Source organism: Sandaracinobacteroides sp. A072 (assembly GCF_052616365.1).
Map to the genome: position 1 here is coordinate 1 of NZ_JBQXGU010000001.1, position 19426 is coordinate 19426.

Genomic DNA, 19426 nt, shown 5'->3' on the forward strand with positions numbered 1-19426 from the left:
GATACGCCGTTCGAAATCTCCCCATGTGACACCTCCAAATCCATCTTCAGGGTGTCCACCAAAGCGGGTCAACTCCACCCGGCCTCCGAAATCGGTGACCGAGGTGTCTCAGCGGGGTTTCCACGCCCCACCCCTTGGACTTTCAAGGGGCGAAGCAAAGTTAGCGCAAACCGCTGGGTTCGCAAATGATTATGCCGACACTCTAGACGCAGCATTTCTTGGTCGGCTCGCCGTCAGGCGGCTGGGATTTGTGTGCCTATTGTGCCGCCACGGTGTAGCTGGGCATCTTGGCAATTTCCCGAAGCAAAACTTCAGGAAGGGTATCGCCATAGGCTTCGCCAACTGTCCGGGGAGAATGTCCCTGGATGACGTCCCTGATTTCCGGGTCCATGTTGGCAAACCGAGCCTGCGTCTTGAAACGATGGCGTCAGCCGTGGTTCGGCATAACCTTCTCATCGGTGACGCCAATCTCGCGTACCCAACGTGCCAGATATTCGCCAACTTTCTTGGCCTGAGGATTGCCCTGAGACCCACCGCGATGCCGGTCGGGGTCATAAAAGAGCGGCCCCGTGCGACCCTCCACAACGGCTGGGAAACCTTGCGCAATGAGGTGTGGATGGAGGGCGACCGTCCGTGCCTGCTGCGTCTTGGTCCTGCCGGCCTCGGGCGTGATGCGGATAACCCAGATATCCCTCACCTTGTAGACATCCTCAGCCCGCAGCTGGGTGATTTCGTTCACACGGGCTCCAGAATAGGCACATATCCACGGCACCCAACGCCGCGCCAGTTTCCGCTCCTTGCTCAGGTTTGGCGGGGGCTCCTCCAGCGTGGCCTTCAGAATGGCGAGCGCCTCCTGGTCGTTGAGGCCCTTTTCACGGGTTACCTGCTTGCGTGGGGCAAGGACGCTTACCTTTTGGGCTGGATTGATGCGCACCTTGCCGTTTTCATAGCCCCAGCGGTAAATGGTCTTGATGACGGAGAGGTAAGTGTCCTTGACCGTCTTGGCAGACAGCCGTCGGCCGCCGCTGCCTGCCCCCGTCAGCAGGTGCTCTTTCCATCCCACCACGTCAGACATCATGACGTTGGCGGCATCCTGATGGCCGAGATAGGTAATGAAGGCTTCAAGCTGGCGCTTCCAGGCTTTGACAGTTGCAGGCGCAGGGTCACGCTCAGCCACGTAACCATCAAATAGCGCTCTCAACGTGACGGCGCGCTTCGGACTGGCTCGGTCCATATCCTGGTCCAAGCGATACTCCTCAGGTGCGAAGGTGGCATCCACAACGGACCGGGGCGCGCCAAGAATATCCTGTTCCTCTCGCCGGCTGGCCTCCAGTTGGGCTCGCGCCACCACTCTACGCAGATTGCGGTGTGCCGCCGACCGCTCGTCGAACTTCCAGCTGCGCTGCTCCTTGATGGCCTGGACAATCCAATCGTTCATCTGAGAACGGGATGGCTTGCCGACCATCGCGCCGGCCGCGACATCGTCGCGATAACGCTCAAGTTCTGAAAGCCGAGCCACAGCAGCGGCCTCATCCTCTGGGGCCATACCGGCACGGGCAAAGCGCTCCATTCGCTCTGCCAGCCAGCGCCGAACAACAGCTTCGATTTCCACTAGTGCCGGGTCAGGCTCAATTGTGCCGGTCACGCTCTCCAGCACGCCTCCCGCGGCCAACCTCAGCTTCCGTTCAAAGCTGTCGAGATGAGACTGCATCGCCAGCCTCGCCTCCGCCAAAGTGCTGGCCTTGAGCGTCACGAAAACTTCGGTGGTGCCGAAAGCCGCCTGATGCGCTGGCGGGACGGCGCGTCGAAACACCCAGGCATCACCCCGACGATAGAGATAACGATGGTGCTTTATGCGCTGCACCTGCCCCCGTTCCTTCCGGCATTTTGTAGCAAAGTTTGTAGCAAACTTCGTTCAAAAGGCCCGATTTTGCAACGGGTTTCACCAAATCAGATGCTTAGGTAGAAATTGGCGGAGAGGGTGGGATTCGAACCCACGGTCCGCTTGCACGGACAACGGTTTTCGAGACCGCCCCGATCGACCACTCTGGCACCTCTCCGCGCCCTGTCGTTCAACAGTTTGTTCAGCCGTGGTCTATGGCAGTCGGCGGCCATAGCCCTGACATCGGGTAAACACAAGCCCCCAGGATCCGCCCCTGCGACATCCGCCCCTTTCCATATGAGCCCGTCTGCCTATATCCTTGAAGGAAAGGATGGTCTGACGGATGCGTATGGACAGCAAATCTGGGTCTTCCATGCAGCCGGGCGTTGCCGCCGGGCGTGGTGCGGGTGAGGATGGCGGGTCTGGTGCCGGCATGGGTCCGCCCGCGCCGCACTTTGCCGAAGCCCGCTTCACCATCGGCGATGTCGTCCGCCACAGGGTCTTTCCCTTCCGTGGCGTCATCTTCGATGTGGATCCGGAATTCGCCAACACCGAGGAATGGTGGCTCGCCATTCCGGAAAATCTCCGGCCGGCGAAGAACCAGCCCTATTACCACCTCCTCGCCGAGAATGAGGAGTCGAGCTATGTCGCCTATGTGAGCCAGCAGAACCTGCTGCCTGACAGCAGCAGCGGCCCCGTGAGCCACCCGGCCGTGCGGCAGCTGTTCACCGATTACCGGGACGGGCGCTATCAGCTGAAGCCGGCCATACGGAACTGATGCGCGCACAGGCGGCAGGCAGGGCGGCGGGGCTGGCATGAACGGCCCCCTTCGCCTGCATGGCTATTTCCGCTCGGGCGCTGCCTGGCGCGTGCGGATCGGGCTGAACTGGAAGGGGCTGTCTTACGAGAGCCTTTCGATCGACCTGCGCACCGGCGCGCAAGGCGATGCCGCCTGGCGGGCGCGCAACCCGCAAGCCATGGTGCCGGCGCTGGAGCTGCCGGACGGGACGCTTCTCACCCAGTCGCTCGCCATCCTCGAATGGCTGGAGGAAACAGTGCCGGAGCCGGCCTTCCTGCCGGCCGATCCGCTGCTGCGGGCGCGCATCCGGGCGATGGCGCTGGTGATTGCAGCCGATACGCACCCGGTGCAGAATCTGGGCGTGCTGAAGCGGGTGGAGGCGCTGGCCGGCGCCGATGCCGCGCGGGACTGGGCGCGGCAGACCATCGTGCAGGGGCTTTCCGCCTGCGAGGCGCTTGCCGCGCGGGAAGCCGGGCCTTTCGCCTTCGGGGCGGAGCCGACCCTTGCCGATATCCTGATCGTGCCGCAGCTGTTCAATGCGCGGCGTTTCGGGGTGGCGCTTTCGGCCTTTCCGCGCATCCTTGAAATCGAGGCGGCCTGCGCCCCCATCCCTGCCTTTGCCAGGGCCCGGCCCGAAGTTCAGCCCGACGCTGACTGACCTGATATTGACTGCCCCGATACTGACTGAGCGGCTGCCCCGTCAGGCGCGGCGCATGTTTGCGATCGGCTCGCGCGTATAGGGGTAGCCCAGCCCTTCGGGGATGGAGATGAAGCCTTCCTCGACCACAGCCGGCTGGATGAAGGGTGGCGGCGTGGCATCGGCCATCAGGCTGTCGACGCTGTCGAACTGGGCGAGGCGCGCGATGTTGCAGCGGGTGGGGAAAAGCAGGCTGATGCGACCGGCGACGGCTTCGTCGATCAGCGTCGACGGCTTTACCCAACGGGCGTGGACGGCCTCATGGCCATCGGCCAGCATGGTTTCGCCTTCGGGAAGGCGGGCGAGGAAGAAATGCGTGTCGAAGCGCTTGTGCAGATCGAGCGGCGGCACCCAGCGGGCGAAGGGCTTCAGCACATCGGCGCTGAGCACATGGCCGATGGAAAGCAGAAGATCGGAAAAGGCGATCTCATGCCGGTCGGACGCGGGGCGGAGCTTCGCGCGCACTTCGCGCTCCACCTCTTCCCCGCGCGAGAGGAGGATGCCGGCTTCCTCGAAGGCCTCGCGTGCGGCGGAAATGCGGGCGGTCGCGTCGACGACGTCGAGCACATCGAAGCCGGAGAAGGCAGGCCCCTCGGGCACGTCGCTTGCATCCACCTTGCCGCCGGGGAAGGCGACGGCGCCGCCGGCAAAGCCCATGCCCTTCGCCCGCTCGATCGCGAGCACCTCGAGGCCGCGCACGCCATCCCGCGCGATGATCACGGTTGCCGCCGGCACGGTGCCGGTGAGGTCGGGTCTGGTCATGCTGTTGCCTTTCGATGGAGGGGCGGCGTGGCTGCCGGGCTTGAGCCATCCGCCTGCAGCCGCCATTTAGCCTGCGCGCCCGCGTGACAGCGGGCCTGAGGGCCGGGGCGGGATGCGGCATGGGCCATGCACAAGCCTTACCGGCCCGATCCCGCTGGCGACAATCGCAGTTTTGAGGGTTAGGGCGTGGCGGGCGACATGAATGGAAAGGTGCGGGCATGGCGGGTGGACAGACAGGCGAACAGCTGATCGGGCAGTGGGACGGGCAGAATGCGCCCCGGCTTCTGGCGCTCGAGCGGCTGGAGCGGGACCTTTTCCGCAACCGGCTGAACCAGGAAAACCCGAACAACGCGCTTTTCGGCGGACAGGTGCTGGCGCAGGCGCTGACCGCTGCCACCCACAGCATGGCCGACGGGCCGGAAGGCATGCTGCCGCGCGCCGTTCATTCCATGCACGGCTATTTCCTGCGCGCCGGGCGCGCCCATGCGCCCGTTGTCTACCAGGTGGACCGGACCCGCGACGGCGGCCGCTTTTCCACGCGCCGGGTCGTCGCCATTCAGGAAGGCGAGCCGATCTTTCACATGGAATGCGGCTTTCACGCCCCGGAACCGGGCTATGACCACCAGGATGCCATGCCGCAGGACGTTCCCGGCCCGGAGATGCTGAAGACGCTGGGCGAACTTGCCGCCAGCCTCGGCGACCGGCTGCCGCCGCTGGTGCGCGAACGCTGGGCGCGCGAGAACCGGCCGATCGAGGTGAAGCCCATCGACTGGCGGGACTTCCTGCATGACCCCGCCCGCGCGCCGCGCCGCACCTACTGGATGCGCGTGCCCTCTGCCGCCGGCGCGACACCGCCCGAGCATGCCTGCCTGCTGGCCTATATGTCGGACCTGTTCTTTTCCGGCACGGCGGCCATTCCGCATACGTTGCCGATGCCGCATCCGGGCCTGTTCATGGCGAGCCTTGACCATGCGATGTGGTTTCACCGCCCCGCGCGCACGGACGAATGGCTGCTGTTCAGCTGCGAAAGCCCATCGGCGCAGGCCGGGCGCGGGCTGGTGCGCAGCCAGATCCATGCTGCCGATGGCGCGCTGGTGGCAAGCGTGGCGCAGGAGACGCTGCTGCGGCCTCGGACGCCCGCCTGATGAGCGGTGACGCCATCCGCCGCGAGGGAGAGTGGATCCTGCTGGAGGTGAAGGCGCGGCCCGGGGCGCGCGCCGACCGGATCCGCGGGGTGGCGGACGGGCTTGTGCGCATCGATGTCGCAGCCCCGCCCGAGGACGGAAAGGCGACCGCGCGCATGCTCGATCACCTTGCTGCGGCCTTTGGCGTGGCGCGGCGCGACGTTGAGCTGGTTTCGGGCGCACATGCGCGGTGGAAGCGGGTGCGAATCAGGGGTGCGAAGCGCATCCCCCAGGAACTGGAGCCGCACATCGGGGATTGATGCCCGCTTTTGTGTCGGATGATCCGGAGAGGGGGCCTGGTGGAGACGAGGGGGATCGAACCCCTGACCTCAGCAGTGCGATTGCTGCGCTCTCCCATCTGAGCTACGTCCCCGTTTGACCGGAGGCCCAGGCCCTGGAGAGGGCGGGCTATACAGCCCGTCAAGCCTCTATGCAATGCCCCACTTCGCGCACCCGGCGGCAAAGCGCACTTGAGAATATGCCGGCAGATGCTAGCTTTGTTTCAAGTGCACGCTCCGGCAATTTCGGGCGGGCGAAGCGGGACCATAATGATGCAGGATGCCATGGCCCCCCCGGCGCTGGAGGGGGACAGCAGAGGCCGGACCGGGTCCGGCCCGGGCGCTGAAGCGCCTTCGCCGCCGGGAGGCGGCGCACCGACCGACGTGTCTGCGAAGGCCGCCGGGGCTGATTGCCCGGGCGCGGCTGCCGATGCTGGCGCCGCGCGGGCGCTGGCCGGATCTTTGCCAGCGATGGGGGCAGCGGATTTTTCCGCCGCGCCCGCCCCGCTTCGCCGCGGGCCACTGGCGGCGCTTGACCTTGGCACCAACAATTGCCGCCTGCTGATCGCGCGACGCACCGCGCGCGGCGACTGCGCCAGCGATTTCCAGGTGATCGACGCCTTTTCGCGGATTGTCCGGCTTGGCGAGGGGCTGATGCAATCCGGCCGGCTTTCCGACGAAGCGATGGACCGTGCCGTCACGGCCCTTTCCGTCTGTGCCGACAAACTTGCCCGACGCGGTGTGACGCAAGTCAGGAGCGTTGCCACCGAAGCCTGCCGGCGCGCCGAAAACGGGCCGGATTTCATCCGCCGCGTCTATGATGAAACCGGGCTTGCGCTCGATGTCATTACCCCGGCGGAGGAAGCGCGCCTTGCCGTTCTGGGGTGCCAGACCCTGATCGATCCGGACGCGCACCGCACGCTTGTCTTCGACATCGGTGGCGGATCGACGGAGGTCGTGCTTCTCGAACGGCGGCACGGGCGGCGCGGGCGGCCGCCCATGATCGGCATGACAGCCTGGGTGAGCGTGCCCTGGGGTGTGGTTTCGCTGGGCGAGACCGAGCCTGCCGACAGCGGCAGCGAGGCTGCGCGCATGGCAAGCTATGCCCGCATGAAGGGGCGGGTGGCGCAGCATCTTGAGCCTTTGCGCCGCCTGTTGCGCGGAGAAGTGCACCTTCTTGGCGCATCCGGCACGGTCACGACCCTTGCCAGCCTGAACATGGGCCTGCCCCAATATGACCGCCGGCGGGTCGATGGATCCTTTGCCGCGACCGCCGATCTTGTCGCGCTGAGCCATTCGCTTGCAGCCCGGTCGCCGGACGAGCGGGCCGCCATTCCCGGTGTCGGCAGCGATCGCGCCGACCTGGTTGTCGCGGGTGCGGCCATCCTCGAAGCCCTCATCGACCTTGGCGCCGCGCCGCAGTTGCGGGTGGCGGACCGGGGCATACGCGAAGGAATATTGCGCAGCATGATCGCACGCGAAGACAGCATCCGCACCGCCGGCGGCGCCCGGCGGCCCGGCGCACAGCCCGGGCTAGCCCGATGAGCGGCCCGACGCGCGGCGGCACCGGCGGGCGTTCGCTGGGCGGGCGCACCCGCCTGAGGAACCGGCGCGGGCGTTCCGTGAGCTCTGCGCGCTGGCTGGAGCGTCAGCTGAACGACCCCTATGTGAAGCGCGCGCAGCTGGAGGGGTGGCGCGCGCGCGCAGCCTACAAGCTGATCGAGCTGGATGAGCGGTTCGGCCTGTTTCAGGGCGTGGAGCGCGTTGTCGACCTGGGGGCGGCGCCGGGATCCTGGTCGCAGGTGCTGCTGAAGCGCCGGCCGAAGGCCCGAATCGTCGGCATCGACCTGCTGCCGGTGGAGCCGATTCCCGGGCTGGAGTTCGTGCAGGGCGATTTCCTGGCCGAAGGCATGGACGACAGGCTTGTCGACCTGCTGGGCGGGCCGGCCGACCTTGTGATGTCGGACATGGCGGCGAACACGGTGGGCCATCCGCAGACGGATCATATCCGCACCATGGCGCTGGTGGAGGCGGCGGCCGATTTCGCCACGCGCGTGCTGCGGCCGGGCGGCACTTTCGTCGCCAAGGTGCTCGGCGGCGGGGCGGAAGGGCAGCTGGTTGCCGAACTGAAGCGACGCTTCGAAACGGTGCGCCATGCCAAGCCGCCGGCAAGCCGCAAGGAATCTTCGGAAACCTATCTCGTGGCGCAGGGGTTCAAGGGCCCGGTGCAAGAAGGGCAGGCGTAAACGGGGGGCCGGCGCAAGGCGGGCTGGCCGCGCGGCCATGGAACTTGCGGCCGGCCATGTCTATTGAGGGCGGCATGAACCGAATCCTTCCTGCCGAATGGGCCAGACAGCGCGCCCTTTTCACCGCCTTTCCCTCGGATGGGGACCTGTGGCTTGACGATCTTGCCCCGGCGCAGGCCGAGGTTGCCGCCATGGTGCGGCAACTGGCGCAGACCGTGCCCGTGACGCTGCTGGCGAGCGGCGCGGAAGCGGCCCGGGCGGCGCGCGCGGCCGTCGGCGACTGCGCCGAAATCCACGACATCCGCTTCGGCGATATCTGGCTGCGCGACACCGGCCCCCTGTTCACCGGGCCGGAAACGGCCGTGCGCTTCCGCTTCAACGGCTGGGGCGGCAAATATGACCTGGAAGGCGATGACACGGTCGGCGCGCACATGGCCGGGCTGATGGCGGCCTCTGTCGATTCGCATGATTTCGTGCTGGAAGGCGGCGCCATCGAATCCGACGGGCAGGGCCTGTTGCTGACCACGGAACAATGCCTGCTGAACCCCAACCGCAACCCCGGCTGGACCCGTGCGGCAGCCGAAGCGGCGCTCGGGAAGGCGCTGGGCGTTCACCGCATCGTCTGGCTGGGGGACGGGCTATTGAACGACCATACGGACGGGCATGTCGACAATCTCGCCCGTTTCGTCGCGCCAGGCACCGTTGCCGTGCCGGCTTCGGCTGACGATGACCCCAATGCCCCGGTCTTTGCCGATGCGGCCGCCCGCCTGCGCGCGGCAGGCCTTGCTGTCGTGCATGTTCCGTCGGTTGGCCGGTTCGAGCAGGATGGGGAACTGGTTCCGGCCTCGCACATGAACTGGATCGTCGCCAACGGGCAGGTGGTGGTGCCGCTTTACGGCGGCGCCAGCGACGGCCCGGCGGTGGATGCAGTGAAGCGCGCCTTTCCGCGCCACAGGGTCAGCGGCCTTCCCGCCAGCCACATATTGACCGGCGGTGGCAGTTTTCATTGCATCACCCAGCAGGTTCCGGAGGAATGACCATGCTTCATGTGGGCGCCATCCAGATGGCGATGAGCGGCAACCGCGATGCCGACATCGCCAGGGCCATGCGCCTCGTGCGCGAGGCTGCGGCCCAGGGCGCGAAGGTGATCCTGCCGCCGGAGCTTTTCGAGGGCCATTATTTCTGCACCGCACAGGACGAGGCGGTCTTTGCGACGGCGGCCCCGGTTGCCAGCCACCCGGCGGTGGAAGCCGCGCGCGAGGTGGCGCGCGCCGAACGCATCTTCATTCCCACCAGCTTCTTCGAGCGCGACGGCCATCATTATTACAACAGCATCGCCTTCGTGGGCGAGGATGGCATGGTGGCGGGCACATATCGCAAGAGCCATATTCCCGATGGTCCGGGCTATATGGAGAAATTCTATTTCCGCCCCGGAAACACGGGTTTCCGGGTGTGGCCGACACGGCATGGCGTCATTGGCGTCGGCATCTGCTGGGACCAGTGGTACCCCGAAACCGCGCGCGCGATGATGCTGATGGGGGCCGATGTGCTGATGTTCCCCACGGCCATCGGATCTGAGCCGCATGACCCGGAGCTGGACACGCGCCGCCTGTGGCTGCGCGCGATGATCGGCCACAGCGTTTCGAACGTGGTGCCCGTGGTGGCCGCAAACCGTGTCGGTATCGAGCCGACGGCGGACGGGCAGGGCCAGCATTTCTATGGCAACAGCTTCATCTGCAACCAGCGTGGCGACATGGTGGCCGAAATGGACACCGCCTCCGAAGGGGTGCTCACCGCCGCATTCGACCTCGACCTGATCGACCGCCATCGCGCCGCCTTCGGCTTTTTCCGCGACCGTCGCCCGGCGCTTTACGGGCGGCTGGCGGAAGATATCTGATGCTCACCCGGCGCGCGCTGCTGGCTGCCGGCCTTGCCATGGGCGCATCGCCGATCCTGGCTGCGGCGCGGCGGTCTTCGCCCTGGTCTGCGGGCACGCCGCTGCCGTTCGCCGTGCAGGAAATCTACCCCACGGCCTGGCGCGGCGCACTTGTGCTGGCCGGCGGTTTCCGGGCGCGCGGTCCGGGCTTTGTCGCCAATCTTGGCGCTTTGTGGCCGACGGCCGCGACGATCCGCCTGCAGCCCGGAGCCGGGGCGTGGGACGCCCTGACCGACATGCCCGGCCAGCTGCATCATCCGTTTCTGGCCGCGCCCGGGGTGCCTGCGGGGCGTGACCCACTGCTTGCCATCGGCGGTTTTTCCTCGGGCACGGGGGGCATCTGGACGATGGAGCGCCAGTGCTGGATGCTGGACGCGCCCGATGGCGCCTGGCGCGAAGGCCCGGCCCTGCCGCTGCCGCAGGCAGAAGTTGCCGGCGGCGTGATCGACGGGGCGGTTCTGCTGGCCGGTGGCCGCCGGCCATCGGGTGATGCCAATGGCGCCTATGGCGACCATGAAGATACCGGGGCCGCCTTCATCCTGAAGCCCGGCAGCCGGCAGTGGGAGGCGCTGGCACCTCTGCCCGTGCCACGCAACAGCGCGGCGGCAGCGGTGCTGGGCGGCAGGCTGCATGTGGCGGGCGGGCGCGTGGTAACGCCGGGCGGGCTGGTGAACCGCACCGACCACCATGCCTATGACCCGCTGACGGGGCGCTGGCAGACGCTTGCCCCCATGCCCGCTGCACGCGGCGGCCATGCAGCAGCCGTTCTGGGCGGCCGGCTGTGGTGCTTTGGCGGCGAGAGCTTCGGCAAGGATGGCAGGGCGCATCATGAGGTCTTTGCCTATGATCCGGCGGCCGATCGCTGGACGCGCGAGGCGGACCTGCCCCAGCCCGTGCATGGCCTTGGCGCTGTTGCCCTAAATGGCGCCGTTCATCTGCTGGGCGGCGCTGCTGAAGTCGGCGGCCGGGCGACCCGGCGCGCGCACGATATCTTCCGCCCCTAGGAAGGGCTTCAGAGCAGCAGGGCTGCCACCAGCCGGTCTTCCGCGAGCAGGACGTTGAAGGTGCGGGCGGCAGCCTGGCTGTCCATCGGCTCGACGCGGACGCCGCGCGCGCGCATCGCCTCGGCAAAGGGGCGGGGCGCGCGCTTCATCACAGTGCCCGTGCCCAGCAGCAGCAGGTCCACGCCGTCGGGAAGCGGGGGGATGCTGGCAGCATCGAGGGTTTCGAGTTCGAGACCGGCGAGGCTGCGGGCGTCGGCGGCCGTTGCCAGCAGGGCCGGCGGGTGGAGGCGGCCGCCGACGACCCAGCCGCCTGCCGCCCGGCCTTCGATCCGTGTGGGGGCCTGCTGCAGCTTCGGGCCTGATGCCGGCCCGGCCGGGATGCCTGTTCCTGTCAAACCCGGCCCTGCTCGGCGGCGCGCTTTGCCTTCAGCTTTTCTTCCGGGCCGGTTTCGGCCGGGACGAAGGTGTCACTGTTGACGCCCAGCCAGATCAGGAAGGGGGCACCGATGAACACCGAGGAATAGGTGCCGATCAGGACGCCGAGCAGCATGGCGACGGCAAAGCCGAACAACACCGACCCGCCCAGCAGCACCAGCGTGCCGAGCGCCAGGACCATGGAGATCGAGGTCACGATGGTGCGCGAGAGCGTCTCGTTGATGGAGAGGTCGAGCACTTCCTCGATGCTCATCTTGCGGTATTTCCGCAGGTTCTCGCGGATGCGGTCATAGATGACGATGGTGTCGTTCAGCGAGTAGCCGACGATGGTGAGCACGGCCGCCACGATGTTGAGATCGAATTCAAGCTGGGTGAGCGCGAAGAAGCCGAGGGTGAGCGCCACATCGTGCACCAGCGCGAACATCGAGCCGACCCCGAACTGCCATTCGAAGCGGAACCAGATGTAGATCGAGATGCCGATCATGGCGAAGAGGATGGCGAAGGCCCCGTCACGGATCAGTTCGCCCGAAACCTTGCCCGAGACGGTTTCGACACGTCGGAAATCTGCCTTCGGATTGTCGGCGCGGATGCTGTCCTGCACATGCTTCACCACGGCCTGCACGGCCTCGTCATCCCCCGGGGGGAGGGGCAGGCGGACGGAGACGGTGCGCGGATCGCCGAAGCTCTGGAGGGAGGCATCGCCGGCGCCGGCCGAATTGACGGTGGCGCGCAGGTCATCGAGCCGGACCTGTTCCTCGAAGCGGACTTCCATCATGAGGCCGCCGGCGAAATCGACGCCGAAATTCAGCCCCCGGATGGCGACGAGCGCGATCGAGGCGAGGATCAACAGAACCGACAGGCCGACCGCCACGTTGCGCCAGCGCAGGAAGCGGATGTTGGTGTTGTCGGGTACGAGTTTCAGAAGCCGCATGGTCATTCCCCCGAACTAGAGCACAAGGGTCTGCGGCCGCGAACGGCGCACCCAGAAGGACACCATCAGCCGGGTTACGGTGACGGCCGTGAAGACCGAAGTGACGATGCCGATGGTGAGAACCACGGCAAACCCCTTGATCGGGCCGGAACCGAACCAGAACATGATGACAGCGGCGATCGTGTTCGTGACATTGGCGTCGAAGATGGTGCGCGAGGCTTCGCGATAGCCGGTCTCGATCGAGCCGATGATGGCCCGGCCCTTTCGCAGTTCCTCGCGGATGCGCTCGTTGATGAGCACATTGGCATCGACTGCGGCGCCGATGGTGAGAACGAAGCCGGCGATGCCCGGCAATGTGAGCGTTGCCCCCAGGACCGACATGACGCCCATGATGATCACGGCGTTCAGAACCAGCGCCGCGACGGAATAGATGCCGAAGCGGCCGTAGGTGACGATCATGTAGGCGGCGACCAGAAGCGTCGCCAGTGCGCTGGCGATGGCCCCGGCGCGGATCGAATCGGCGCCGAGATCGGGGCCGACGGTGCGTTCCTCGATCACCTTGAGGGCGACAGGAAGTTTGCCCGAGCGCAGCAGGATGGCGAGTTCGTTGGCGCTCTGGGTGGTGAAGTTGCCGCTGATGATTCCGGATCCGCCGAGGATGGGCTCGTTGATTCGCGGCGCGGAAATCACCTGGCCGTCGAGCACGATGGCGAAGGGCCGGCCGACATTTTCCTGGGTCGCCTTGGCGAAGCGCCGGCCGCCGACGCTGTCGAAGCGGAAGGAGACGACGGGCATGCCGTCCTGGAAGGTGGGCTGGCTGTCCACCAGCTGGTCGCCGGTGATGAGCGCGCGGCGCTGCACCACGATCACGCCGCCATCGGCATTGGGCAGGATCTGGCTTCCCGGCGGGGCGCGTCCCTCGGCGACCATCGCCGGGTCTGCCTCGAGGTTGACGAGGCGGAATTCGAGCCGCGCCGTCTTGCCGATGAGCGCCTTCAGGGCATCCGGGTCCTGGAGGCCGGGCACCTGCACCACGATGCGGGTGTCGCCCTGGCGGATGATGGTCGGCTCGCGGGTGCCGAGTTCGTCGATCCGGCGGCGGATCACCTCGACGGCCTGCACCATGGCGGCATCGGTTTCGGCGGCGATTCCGGCGGCGGTCGGACGGACCACGACACGGGTTCCGTCCATGACGCTGACATCCAGATCGCGCTGGGCTGTCAGCTGGCCGACAGGGCGCGACATGGCGCGCATCGTCTCGACCGCGCGGTCGATGTCGGCCGTGTCGCGGACGGTGAAGCTGATGGCGCCCTCCCGGGTGGAGAGGTCACGGAAGCCGATGGCCCCGCCGTCTGCCTGCCGCAATTCGGTGCGGACGACTTCTTCCAGTGTTTCGAGCCGGGCCTTCGCGATGTCGGCGGGGTCCGCCTCGAGGAGGATGTGGCTTCCCCCGCGCAGGTCGAGGCCCAGGTTGAGCTGCTGCCTGGGCAGCCAGTCGGGCAGTTCGGCCAGCTGACGCTCGGAGAGCAGGTTGGGCAGGGCGAAGATGGTGCCGGCCAGGATGGTCAGCGTGATCGCCCAGATCTTCCAGCGCGGGAAGTCCAGCATCGGGGGGCTCAGGCCTTGGCGTCGTTGGCGGGCGCGCCGGCGCCGCGCTGCGTGACGGTGGCCAGCGTGGATTTGATCGCCTTCACCCGCATGTTGGGGCCAAGCTCGATTTCCACTTCGTCTCCGGTGACTTTCACGACCCGCCCGACGAGGCCGCCGCCCGTGACGACATCATCACCCTTCTTCACGGCATCCACCATGGCGCGGTGGGCCTTAACGCGCTGCTGCTGCGGGCGGATGATCAGGAACCAGAAGATCACGAACAGCAGGATCAGCGGCACGATCTGGATCAGGAAGGCCGAGGTGCCGCCGGCGGCGCCTCCGGCGGCGCTCTGGGCAAAGGCGGGAGTGGAGAACATGTGGTGTCAATTCCCTTGGTGGGTCAAATGACGGCGGGTCTACACGCGGGCGACGGCTTTTTCAAATGGTGCGAAGCGGCTAGGTGGGCAAGGCCATGACAGATGCTCTTGCCCGTATCGCCGCCGCCCTTGAACGGCTTGCGCCCGCCCATGCAACGGAAGTGGACCCGGCCAGCGGGGAGCGCTTCCGCTGGGACGGCGCGCGGCTTCACGATGCCGGCGCTGGGGACATCCTGCCGCTGGCGCGCTTTGCCGGGGTGGATGGCCAGATCGCGGCGCTTTCCCGCAATGCCCGGGCGCTGGCGGCGGGCGCCCCTGCCCATGACATGCTGCTGTGGGGTGCGCGCGGCATGGGCAAATCCGCCCTTGTGCGCGCCATTGCCGCCGATTGCGGCGTGGCGCTTGTGCAGGCGGGCGGCGACGCCCTTTCCACCCTGCCCGATCTGTTCCGGCTGCTGGCCCGCGCCGGGCGGCCCTTCATCGTCTTCGTGGACGACCTTGCCTTCGAGGCGGCGGATCCGACGGTCCGGCTTCTGCGCTCGTTGCTCGATGGCGGAATCGCCGAGCGGCCGGCCAATGTCCGGCTGGCCGTGACATCCAATCATCGCCATCTGATCGCCGGGAGCGGCATGCAGCAGGATGGGGCACGCCATGCGCGCGACGCCGCCGATGACCAGCTTGCGCTGGTGGATCGCTTCGGCCTCGTGCTCGGCTTTCATGTGCCTGACCAGGACAGCTATCTGGAGATGGTGCGGCGGCATGCCGAGGCCGAGGGCCTTTCCTTCGAGCCCGAGGATGCGATTGCCTTCGCGCTGGCTCGGGGCGGCCGTTCGGGCCGGACGGCGTGGCATTACCGCACCGAACTTCTGACACGACGTGCGGCTGCCGATTAAGCTTGAAACTGATAATCATTCGCAATAACTTTGCCTCCATCATCCAGGACGGAGGTATCCATGCCCTTGCTTTCCAGCGCTCTTCTTGCCCTTCCCCGCGTGGACCGTATCGACGAGGAGCAACGCCTTTTCCTGAAGGCCGCGCGCATGTGGGTGATGCTGGCGCGGGCCGGCCGCTCCCCGCGTGCGCCGGTGCGCGCCCTGCTCGGCCCGGCGGCCTCCGGCTTCGGCATGATGATGGAGATGATGGTCGCCGCCTGGCCCGACCCCTTCACCTGCCATCCGCCCTGTGCCGCCGCGCTCACCCATGACGAGGCGACCTTGACGGGGCTGCTGGGCGGTGTTGCGCGCGGCGATGCCGCTGCCGCCCATGCGGTGCTCGAGGACCTGCTGCCCGCCCCCGTGCGGGAACGGCTCGTCTTCATGGCCGGACGATTGGTGGCGGACCGGGCGGGCCTCGACTGATACGGAGACTGATACGGGGGCTGATACGGAGACTGATACGGGGGCTGATACGGGGGCTGATATGGGGGCTGATATGGGGGTTGAATCGGGCGGCCGGACGCCATTGCCCTTTCGCGCAGCGGCCTAACCGGCTAGCGCGACCCCATGTCGATCGAAGCCGATATCATCCTGATGCAGCGCCTTGCCGATGTGGCGGCCGAGGCCAGCCTGCCCTATTTCCGCGGACAGCCTGCCATCGAGCAGAAGGCGGATCTGTCCCCGGTGACGGTTGCCGACCGCGCGGCGGAAAGCGCCATGCGCCGGATGCTGGAGCGCGACCGGCCCTCGGATGGCATCTATGGCGAGGAATATGGCGTGTCGGCCAGCCGGTCGGGGCGTTTCTGGGTGCTGGACCCGATCGACGGCACGCGCGCCTTCGTGGCCGGCCGCCCCATCTATGGCACGCTTGTCGCGCTGGTGGAGGATACACGCCCCATTCTGGGCCTCATTTCGGCGCCTGCCGCCGGGGACCGCTGGCTGGGCTGCACGGTCGGGACACCGCGCACCACGCACAATGGCCGCCCCGTGCGCACCCGCGCCTGCGAAGGGCTTGGCGCGGCCCGCGCGGCCTCCACGCACCCGCTGCTCTTTTCGGCGGCGGGCCATGCCGCCTTCCAGCGAATCGGCCGGTCGGTCACCGACATGCTGTTCGGCGGAGATTGCCACAATTACGGCCTTGTCGCCTCGGGCAGCCTTGATCTTGTGATGGAGGAAGGGCTGAAGCCCTATGACTGGGCGGCGCTTGTGCCCGTGATCGAGGGCGCGGGCGGGCAGGTGACGGACTGGCGCGGGCGCCCGCTCACCATGGCGGATACGGAAGGGCGGGTGCTGGCGACGGGCGACGCCCGCGTACACGAGGAAGCGCTGGCGCGGATCTGATCGGGCAGGCCGGAAAAGGGCGGGGCATGCCCTGCCGGCCGGATCAGTCCTCGTAATCCATGCCGATGTCGGCGGCGGGCGCACTCTGGGTGATCCGCCCGACCGACACATGGGTAACGCCGGTGGCGGCGATGGCGGCAATGGTATCGAGGTTGACGCCGCCCGACGCTTCGGTCGGCACGCGCCCGGCAACCAGCGCGACGGCGGCGCGCAGGGTTTCCGGGGCCATATTGTCGAGCAGGAGACGGTCGGCGCCGGCAGCGATTGCGGCTTCGATCTGGTCGAGCCGGTCGACCTCGACCGTGATGTTGGACAGCCCCGCCGCCTTGCAGGCTGAGACCGCCTCGGTCACGCCGCCGGCGGCCGCGATGTGATTGTCCTTCACCATGGGCGCATCGTGAAGGCCCATGCGGTGGTTGGTGCCGCCGCCCATGCGCACGGCATATTTTTCCAGCTGACGAAGGCCGGGCAGGGTCTTTCGCGTGTCGAGGAGGATGGCGCCGGTTCCGGCCATGGCGTCCACATAGTCCCGTGTCAGGGTGGCGATGCCGGTCAGGTGCTGGAGGCTGTTGAGGGCCGAGCGTTCGGCCGCCAGAAGCGCACGCGCATTGCCTTCGACCCGCAGCAGGGCAGTGCCCGGCGCCACATGGTCGCCATCGGCCACCAGCGCCTTGACAGTGCAGGCCGGATCGAGCGCGCGGAAGAAGCGGTCTGCGAGGAAGAGGCCGGCGACCACCACCGCGCCGCGCGCGGCGAGCACGGCCGACAGCCGGGCATCGGGTTTCAGGCAGGCCGTGGCGGTGAGGTCACGGGCGGCATCGGCGACGCCGCCCAGATCCTCTGCCAGTGTCGCCGTGATGAAGGCGTCGAGGTCGAAGCCGCCGAGATCGGGCGTCTGCATCAGTTCAGCTCCCGGTTGAGATAGGCGAGCATCAGCGCCGAGCGATAGGCGCTTTCCTTCAGATTGGCGACGCCGGAATGGCCGCCGTCGATATTCTCGTAATAATAGATGGGGTGCCCCTGCGCTTCCATACGGGCCGCCATCTTGCGGGCATGGGCGGGGTGGACCCGATCATCCTTGGTGGAGGTGTAGAAGAAGACGCGCGGATAGCGCGCGCCGGGACGGATGTTCTGATAGGGGCTGTACTGGCGGATATAGGCCCATTCCCCGGGCACGTCCGGGTTGCCATATTCGGCCATCCAGGAAGCGCCGGCCAGAAGCCTGTGATAGCGGCGCATGTCGGCCAGCGGCACGCCCACCATCGCGCCATCATAGAGATCGGGGCGCTGGGTATAGGCGACACTTGCCATGAGCCCGCCGTTCGAGCGGCCATGGACCGCGATCTTCGACGCCAGGCCTTCGCTCTTCAGCGCTTCGGCGACGGCGTGGAGATCATCATAGCTGCGCTGGCGCGCTTCCTTCAGCGCCGCCTGGTGCCAGCGCGGGCCGAACTCGCCGCCGCCGCGGATATTGGCGACCACATACTGGTTGCCCTGTTCCAGCCACATCTGCACCTCGGGCGAGACATAGGCAGGCGTCAGCGGGATCTCGAAGCCGCCATAGGACCAGTAGAGCGTCCTGAGCGGGCCTTTGGCATGCTTCGGGCGCACGACGAAATAGGGGATGCGGGTTCCGTCCTTCGATGTGGCGAAACGCTGGGACACGCTGAACTGCGCGCCATCGAAGAAGGCCGGGGCCGATGCCATGACAGATGCTGCGGCGCCGTTCTGGCTGAGCATCAGGCGCGAAGGCTCGGTGAAGGCGGCGACATTGACATAGAGGCTGTCGGCGGAATCGGCCGCGACGATCTGGAGCGCCGAATTGGCCGGAATGGCGACATCATCCGCTGCCCAGGAAACGGACCCGCCTTCGGACCCGCCATCGGTCTCACGCGTCAGCCGAACGAGACGGGCCGCCACATTGTCGAGAAGGCCGATGTAGATGGCCTTTCCGGTGGCGTCGATGTCGGCGATCGCCTGGGTCTCGCCGGGCGTGAGGACGCGCTCCACCGCGCCGGGTGTGCCGACATTGGGCACCGCATAGGAAACGAGGCTTCCGGCCGGGATGTCGTTGAACGCGGTACGGAGCAGGGCATAGGCGCGCGGCCCGTCGCCGAGGTTTGCGATGAAGCGGAAATCGGCATCGTCGGGAAGCGGGCTCTTCACCCAGCTCCAGTCCGCCATCAGGTGAAAGACCCGGCCGGTCCAGAAGCTGGTGCGCTGGTCGATGACGGCGCGCCGGCCTTCGCCATCGCCATAGGCGGACGCCCATGCCCCCATGTCGGCCTCTTCGGCGGAGAGCATCAGCTTCGCTTCGGAAAAGGGCGTGCCGCGCTGCCACAGGCGCACGTCGCGGGCATAGCCGGACGTGGTCACCGGGCCGGCAGCCGTGGCGACGAGCAGCCGTCCCTCATCAAGCCAGGCGACGGATTGCTTGGCTTCCGGCAGCGTGAAGCCGCCCTCGGCCTCGGGGATGAAGCGCTTCGCCACCGTATCGAATTCGCGCACGACGACGGCATCCTTGCCGCCGACGGAGAGGCTGACGAGGCAGCGCTGCTGTGCCGGGGGCAGGCAGGTGGCGCCGCCGAACTGCCAGTTGCCCTTTTCGGCTGCGTCCAGCGCATCCATGTCGATGAGTGTCGACCATTCCGGCTTGCCGGCATCATAGGCCGCGCGTGGCGAAACCCGCCACAGGCCGCGCACATTGCGTTCATCGCGCCAGAAGTTGAAGACCCGGTCGGCTGTGACGCCCGTGGGCGCGGCCCCGGTGGGGTAGGCGATGCGGCGCGGATCCTCGAGGATCCGCCGGGCCTTGTCGCGCCATGCCTCGAAGCCGGGCGTGGCTTCCAGTTCGGGCAGATATTTCGTGTTGCGCGCCCGGACCCATTCGAGCGCCTTTTCCCCGGTCACATCTTCCAGCCACTGATGCTGGTCGGCGGGTTCGGTTGTGGCCGGGGATTGTGCGGCCGAAGTCTGTGCGGTCATGAGGGCGGCTGTCAGGATGGAGGCAAGCAGGGGCGCGCGCATGT

The 19426-nt window shown here is 67.2% G+C and carries 20 protein-coding genes and 2 tRNA genes; 12 read left to right on the plus strand and 10 right to left on the minus strand.

Annotated elements, in window-relative coordinates; genetic code table 11:
• Positions 1 to 427: 427 nt before the first annotated feature.
• Positions 428 to 1864 (minus strand): DUF6538 domain-containing protein, encoded by a 1437-nt coding sequence (locus ACUJ46_RS00005; protein ID WP_445388408.1) that lies wholly within the window; start codon positions 1862 to 1864, stop codon positions 428 to 430.
• A gap of 106 nt (positions 1865 to 1970) precedes the next feature.
• Positions 1971 to 2060 (minus strand) — tRNA-Ser (locus ACUJ46_RS00010).
• 255 nt (positions 2061 to 2315) lie between these two features.
• Here ACUJ46_RS00010 and hspQ point away from each other — a divergent pair.
• Both hspQ and maiA read left to right on the plus strand, forming a co-directional pair.
• Positions 2316 to 2660: a heat shock protein HspQ gene (hspQ, locus tag ACUJ46_RS00015; RefSeq protein ID WP_445389495.1), complete on the plus strand. Its 345-nt coding sequence runs from the start codon at positions 2316 to 2318 to the stop codon at positions 2658 to 2660.
• Positions 2661 to 2697: 37 nt separating this feature from the next.
• Positions 2698 to 3339 carry a maleylacetoacetate isomerase gene (maiA, locus tag ACUJ46_RS00020; protein WP_445388409.1) on the plus strand — a complete coding sequence of 214 codons (642 nt, stop codon included), beginning with the start codon at positions 2698 to 2700 and terminating at the stop codon, positions 3337 to 3339.
• A 42-nt stretch (positions 3340 to 3381) separates the two neighbouring features.
• Here the strand turns inward: maiA and ACUJ46_RS00025 are convergent, their stop codons facing one another.
• Positions 3382 to 4140 carry an NUDIX hydrolase gene (locus ACUJ46_RS00025; protein WP_445388410.1) on the minus strand — a complete coding sequence of 253 codons (759 nt, stop codon included), beginning with the start codon at positions 4138 to 4140 and terminating at the stop codon, positions 3382 to 3384.
• 218 nt (positions 4141 to 4358) lie between these two features.
• On the opposite strand from ACUJ46_RS00025, the gene ACUJ46_RS00030 reads away from it, so the two are divergent.
• Positions 4359 to 5285 carry an acyl-CoA thioesterase gene (locus tag ACUJ46_RS00030; RefSeq protein ID WP_445388411.1) on the plus strand — a complete coding sequence of 309 codons (927 nt, stop codon included), beginning with the start codon at positions 4359 to 4361 and terminating at the stop codon, positions 5283 to 5285.
• Positions 5285 to 5584, plus strand: a complete 300-nt coding sequence (locus ACUJ46_RS00035; protein WP_445388412.1) for a DUF167 domain-containing protein — start codon at positions 5285 to 5287, stop codon at positions 5582 to 5584. The genes ACUJ46_RS00030 and ACUJ46_RS00035 overlap by 1 nt, the downstream gene beginning before the upstream one ends.
• A gap of 37 nt (positions 5585 to 5621) precedes the next feature.
• Here ACUJ46_RS00035 and ACUJ46_RS00040 read toward each other — a convergent pair.
• Positions 5622 to 5697 (minus strand) — tRNA-Ala (locus tag ACUJ46_RS00040).
• A gap of 376 nt (positions 5698 to 6073) precedes the next feature.
• Here ACUJ46_RS00040 and ACUJ46_RS00045 point away from each other — a divergent pair.
• The 5 genes from ACUJ46_RS00045 to ACUJ46_RS00065 all read left to right on the plus strand — a co-directional run bounded on the left by ACUJ46_RS00045 (position 6074) and on the right by ACUJ46_RS00065 (position 10788).
• A complete protein-coding gene (locus tag ACUJ46_RS00045) occupies positions 6074 to 7147 on the plus strand; it encodes a Ppx/GppA phosphatase family protein (RefSeq protein ID WP_445389496.1) in 1074 nt (357 codons plus the stop codon).
• Positions 7144 to 7848, plus strand: a complete 705-nt coding sequence (locus ACUJ46_RS00050; protein WP_445388413.1) for an RlmE family RNA methyltransferase — start codon at positions 7144 to 7146, stop codon at positions 7846 to 7848. Before ACUJ46_RS00045 ends, ACUJ46_RS00050 begins: the two co-directional genes overlap by 4 nt.
• A gap of 74 nt (positions 7849 to 7922) precedes the next feature.
• Entirely contained in the window at positions 7923 to 8885 is a 963-nt protein-coding gene (locus tag ACUJ46_RS00055) for an agmatine deiminase family protein (RefSeq protein ID WP_445388414.1), read from the plus strand.
• Positions 8882 to 9745 carry an N-carbamoylputrescine amidase gene (aguB, locus tag ACUJ46_RS00060; protein WP_445388415.1) on the plus strand — a complete coding sequence of 288 codons (864 nt, stop codon included), beginning with the start codon at positions 8882 to 8884 and terminating at the stop codon, positions 9743 to 9745. The genes ACUJ46_RS00055 and aguB overlap by 4 nt, the downstream gene beginning before the upstream one ends.
• Positions 9745 to 10788: a Kelch repeat-containing protein gene (locus ACUJ46_RS00065; RefSeq protein WP_445388416.1), complete on the plus strand. Its 1044-nt coding sequence runs from the start codon at positions 9745 to 9747 to the stop codon at positions 10786 to 10788. The genes aguB and ACUJ46_RS00065 overlap by 1 nt, the downstream gene beginning before the upstream one ends.
• Before the next feature lie 8 nt (positions 10789 to 10796).
• On the opposite strand, the gene ACUJ46_RS00070 is transcribed toward ACUJ46_RS00065, so the two are convergent.
• Genes ACUJ46_RS00070 through yajC form a run of 4 tightly spaced genes read right to left on the minus strand, consistent with a single transcriptional unit; the run spans position 10797 to position 14121 of the window.
• The gene (locus ACUJ46_RS00070; protein ID WP_445388417.1) at positions 10797 to 11183 is read right to left on the minus strand and encodes an Mth938-like domain-containing protein; all 387 of its coding nucleotides are present in this window, start codon (positions 11181 to 11183) and stop codon (positions 10797 to 10799) included.
• Positions 11180 to 12154, minus strand: a complete 975-nt coding sequence (gene secF, locus ACUJ46_RS00075; protein WP_445389497.1) for a protein translocase subunit SecF — start codon at positions 12152 to 12154, stop codon at positions 11180 to 11182. The genes ACUJ46_RS00070 and secF overlap by 4 nt, the downstream gene beginning before the upstream one ends.
• Positions 12155 to 12169: 15 nt before the next feature.
• On the minus strand, positions 12170 to 13762 hold the full coding sequence (gene secD / locus ACUJ46_RS00080; RefSeq protein ID WP_445388418.1) for a protein translocase subunit SecD: 1593 nt from the start codon (positions 13760 to 13762) through the stop codon (positions 12170 to 12172).
• An 8-nt stretch (positions 13763 to 13770) separates the two neighbouring features.
• The gene (gene yajC, locus ACUJ46_RS00085) at positions 13771 to 14121 is read right to left on the minus strand and encodes a preprotein translocase subunit YajC (RefSeq protein ID WP_445388419.1); all 351 of its coding nucleotides are present in this window, start codon (positions 14119 to 14121) and stop codon (positions 13771 to 13773) included.
• A 95-nt stretch (positions 14122 to 14216) separates the two neighbouring features.
• On the opposite strand from yajC, the gene ACUJ46_RS00090 reads away from it, so the two are divergent.
• The 3 genes from ACUJ46_RS00090 to ACUJ46_RS00100 all read left to right on the plus strand — a co-directional run bounded on the left by ACUJ46_RS00090 (position 14217) and on the right by ACUJ46_RS00100 (position 16397).
• Positions 14217 to 15014, plus strand: coding sequence for a DUF815 domain-containing protein (locus ACUJ46_RS00090; protein ID WP_445388420.1), 798 nt, complete (start codon positions 14217 to 14219; stop codon positions 15012 to 15014).
• 60 nt (positions 15015 to 15074) lie between these two features.
• Positions 15075 to 15479, plus strand: a complete 405-nt coding sequence (locus tag ACUJ46_RS00095; protein ID WP_445388421.1) for a hypothetical protein — start codon at positions 15075 to 15077, stop codon at positions 15477 to 15479.
• Positions 15480 to 15623: 144 nt separating this feature from the next.
• Positions 15624 to 16397: an inositol monophosphatase family protein gene (locus ACUJ46_RS00100; protein WP_445388422.1), complete on the plus strand. Its 774-nt coding sequence runs from the start codon at positions 15624 to 15626 to the stop codon at positions 16395 to 16397.
• A gap of 43 nt (positions 16398 to 16440) precedes the next feature.
• On the opposite strand, the gene nadC is transcribed toward ACUJ46_RS00100, so the two are convergent.
• Positions 16441 to 17298, minus strand: a complete 858-nt coding sequence (gene nadC, locus ACUJ46_RS00105; RefSeq protein WP_445388423.1) for a carboxylating nicotinate-nucleotide diphosphorylase — start codon at positions 17296 to 17298, stop codon at positions 16441 to 16443.
• Entirely contained in the window at positions 17298 to 19424 is a 2127-nt protein-coding gene (locus ACUJ46_RS00110; protein ID WP_445388424.1) for a prolyl oligopeptidase family serine peptidase, read from the minus strand. The genes nadC and ACUJ46_RS00110 overlap by 1 nt, the downstream gene beginning before the upstream one ends.
• Positions 19425 to 19426: the final 2 nt, after the last annotated feature.

Coding starts and splice junctions, on each gene's coding strand:
- hspQ (WP_445389495.1), top strand. CDS start 2,316: ATGGGTCCGCCCGCGCCGCACTTTGCCGAAGCCCGCTTCACCATCGGC.
- maiA (WP_445388409.1), top strand. CDS start 2,698: ATGAACGGCCCCCTTCGCCTGCATGGCTATTTCCGCTCGGGCGCTGCC.
- ACUJ46_RS00025 (WP_445388410.1), bottom strand. CDS start 4,140: ATGACCAGACCCGACCTCACCGGCACCGTGCCGGCGGCAACCGTGATC.
- ACUJ46_RS00030 (WP_445388411.1), top strand. CDS start 4,359: ATGGCGGGTGGACAGACAGGCGAACAGCTGATCGGGCAGTGGGACGGG.
- ACUJ46_RS00035 (WP_445388412.1), top strand. CDS start 5,285: ATGAGCGGTGACGCCATCCGCCGCGAGGGAGAGTGGATCCTGCTGGAG.
- ACUJ46_RS00045 (WP_445389496.1), top strand. CDS start 6,074: ATGGGGGCAGCGGATTTTTCCGCCGCGCCCGCCCCGCTTCGCCGCGGG.
- ACUJ46_RS00050 (WP_445388413.1), top strand. CDS start 7,144: ATGAGCGGCCCGACGCGCGGCGGCACCGGCGGGCGTTCGCTGGGCGGG.
- ACUJ46_RS00055 (WP_445388414.1), top strand. CDS start 7,923: ATGAACCGAATCCTTCCTGCCGAATGGGCCAGACAGCGCGCCCTTTTC.
- aguB (WP_445388415.1), top strand. CDS start 8,882: ATGACCATGCTTCATGTGGGCGCCATCCAGATGGCGATGAGCGGCAAC.
- ACUJ46_RS00065 (WP_445388416.1), top strand. CDS start 9,745: ATGCTCACCCGGCGCGCGCTGCTGGCTGCCGGCCTTGCCATGGGCGCA.
- secF (WP_445389497.1), bottom strand. CDS start 12,154: ATGCGGCTTCTGAAACTCGTACCCGACAACACCAACATCCGCTTCCTG.
- secD (WP_445388418.1), bottom strand. CDS start 13,762: ATGCTGGACTTCCCGCGCTGGAAGATCTGGGCGATCACGCTGACCATC.
- yajC (WP_445388419.1), bottom strand. CDS start 14,121: ATGTTCTCCACTCCCGCCTTTGCCCAGAGCGCCGCCGGAGGCGCCGCC.
- ACUJ46_RS00090 (WP_445388420.1), top strand. CDS start 14,217: ATGACAGATGCTCTTGCCCGTATCGCCGCCGCCCTTGAACGGCTTGCG.
- ACUJ46_RS00095 (WP_445388421.1), top strand. CDS start 15,075: ATGCCCTTGCTTTCCAGCGCTCTTCTTGCCCTTCCCCGCGTGGACCGT.
- ACUJ46_RS00100 (WP_445388422.1), top strand. CDS start 15,624: ATGTCGATCGAAGCCGATATCATCCTGATGCAGCGCCTTGCCGATGTG.
- nadC (WP_445388423.1), bottom strand. CDS start 17,298: ATGCAGACGCCCGATCTCGGCGGCTTCGACCTCGACGCCTTCATCACG.
- ACUJ46_RS00110 (WP_445388424.1), bottom strand. CDS start 19,424: ATGCGCGCGCCCCTGCTTGCCTCCATCCTGACAGCCGCCCTCATGACC.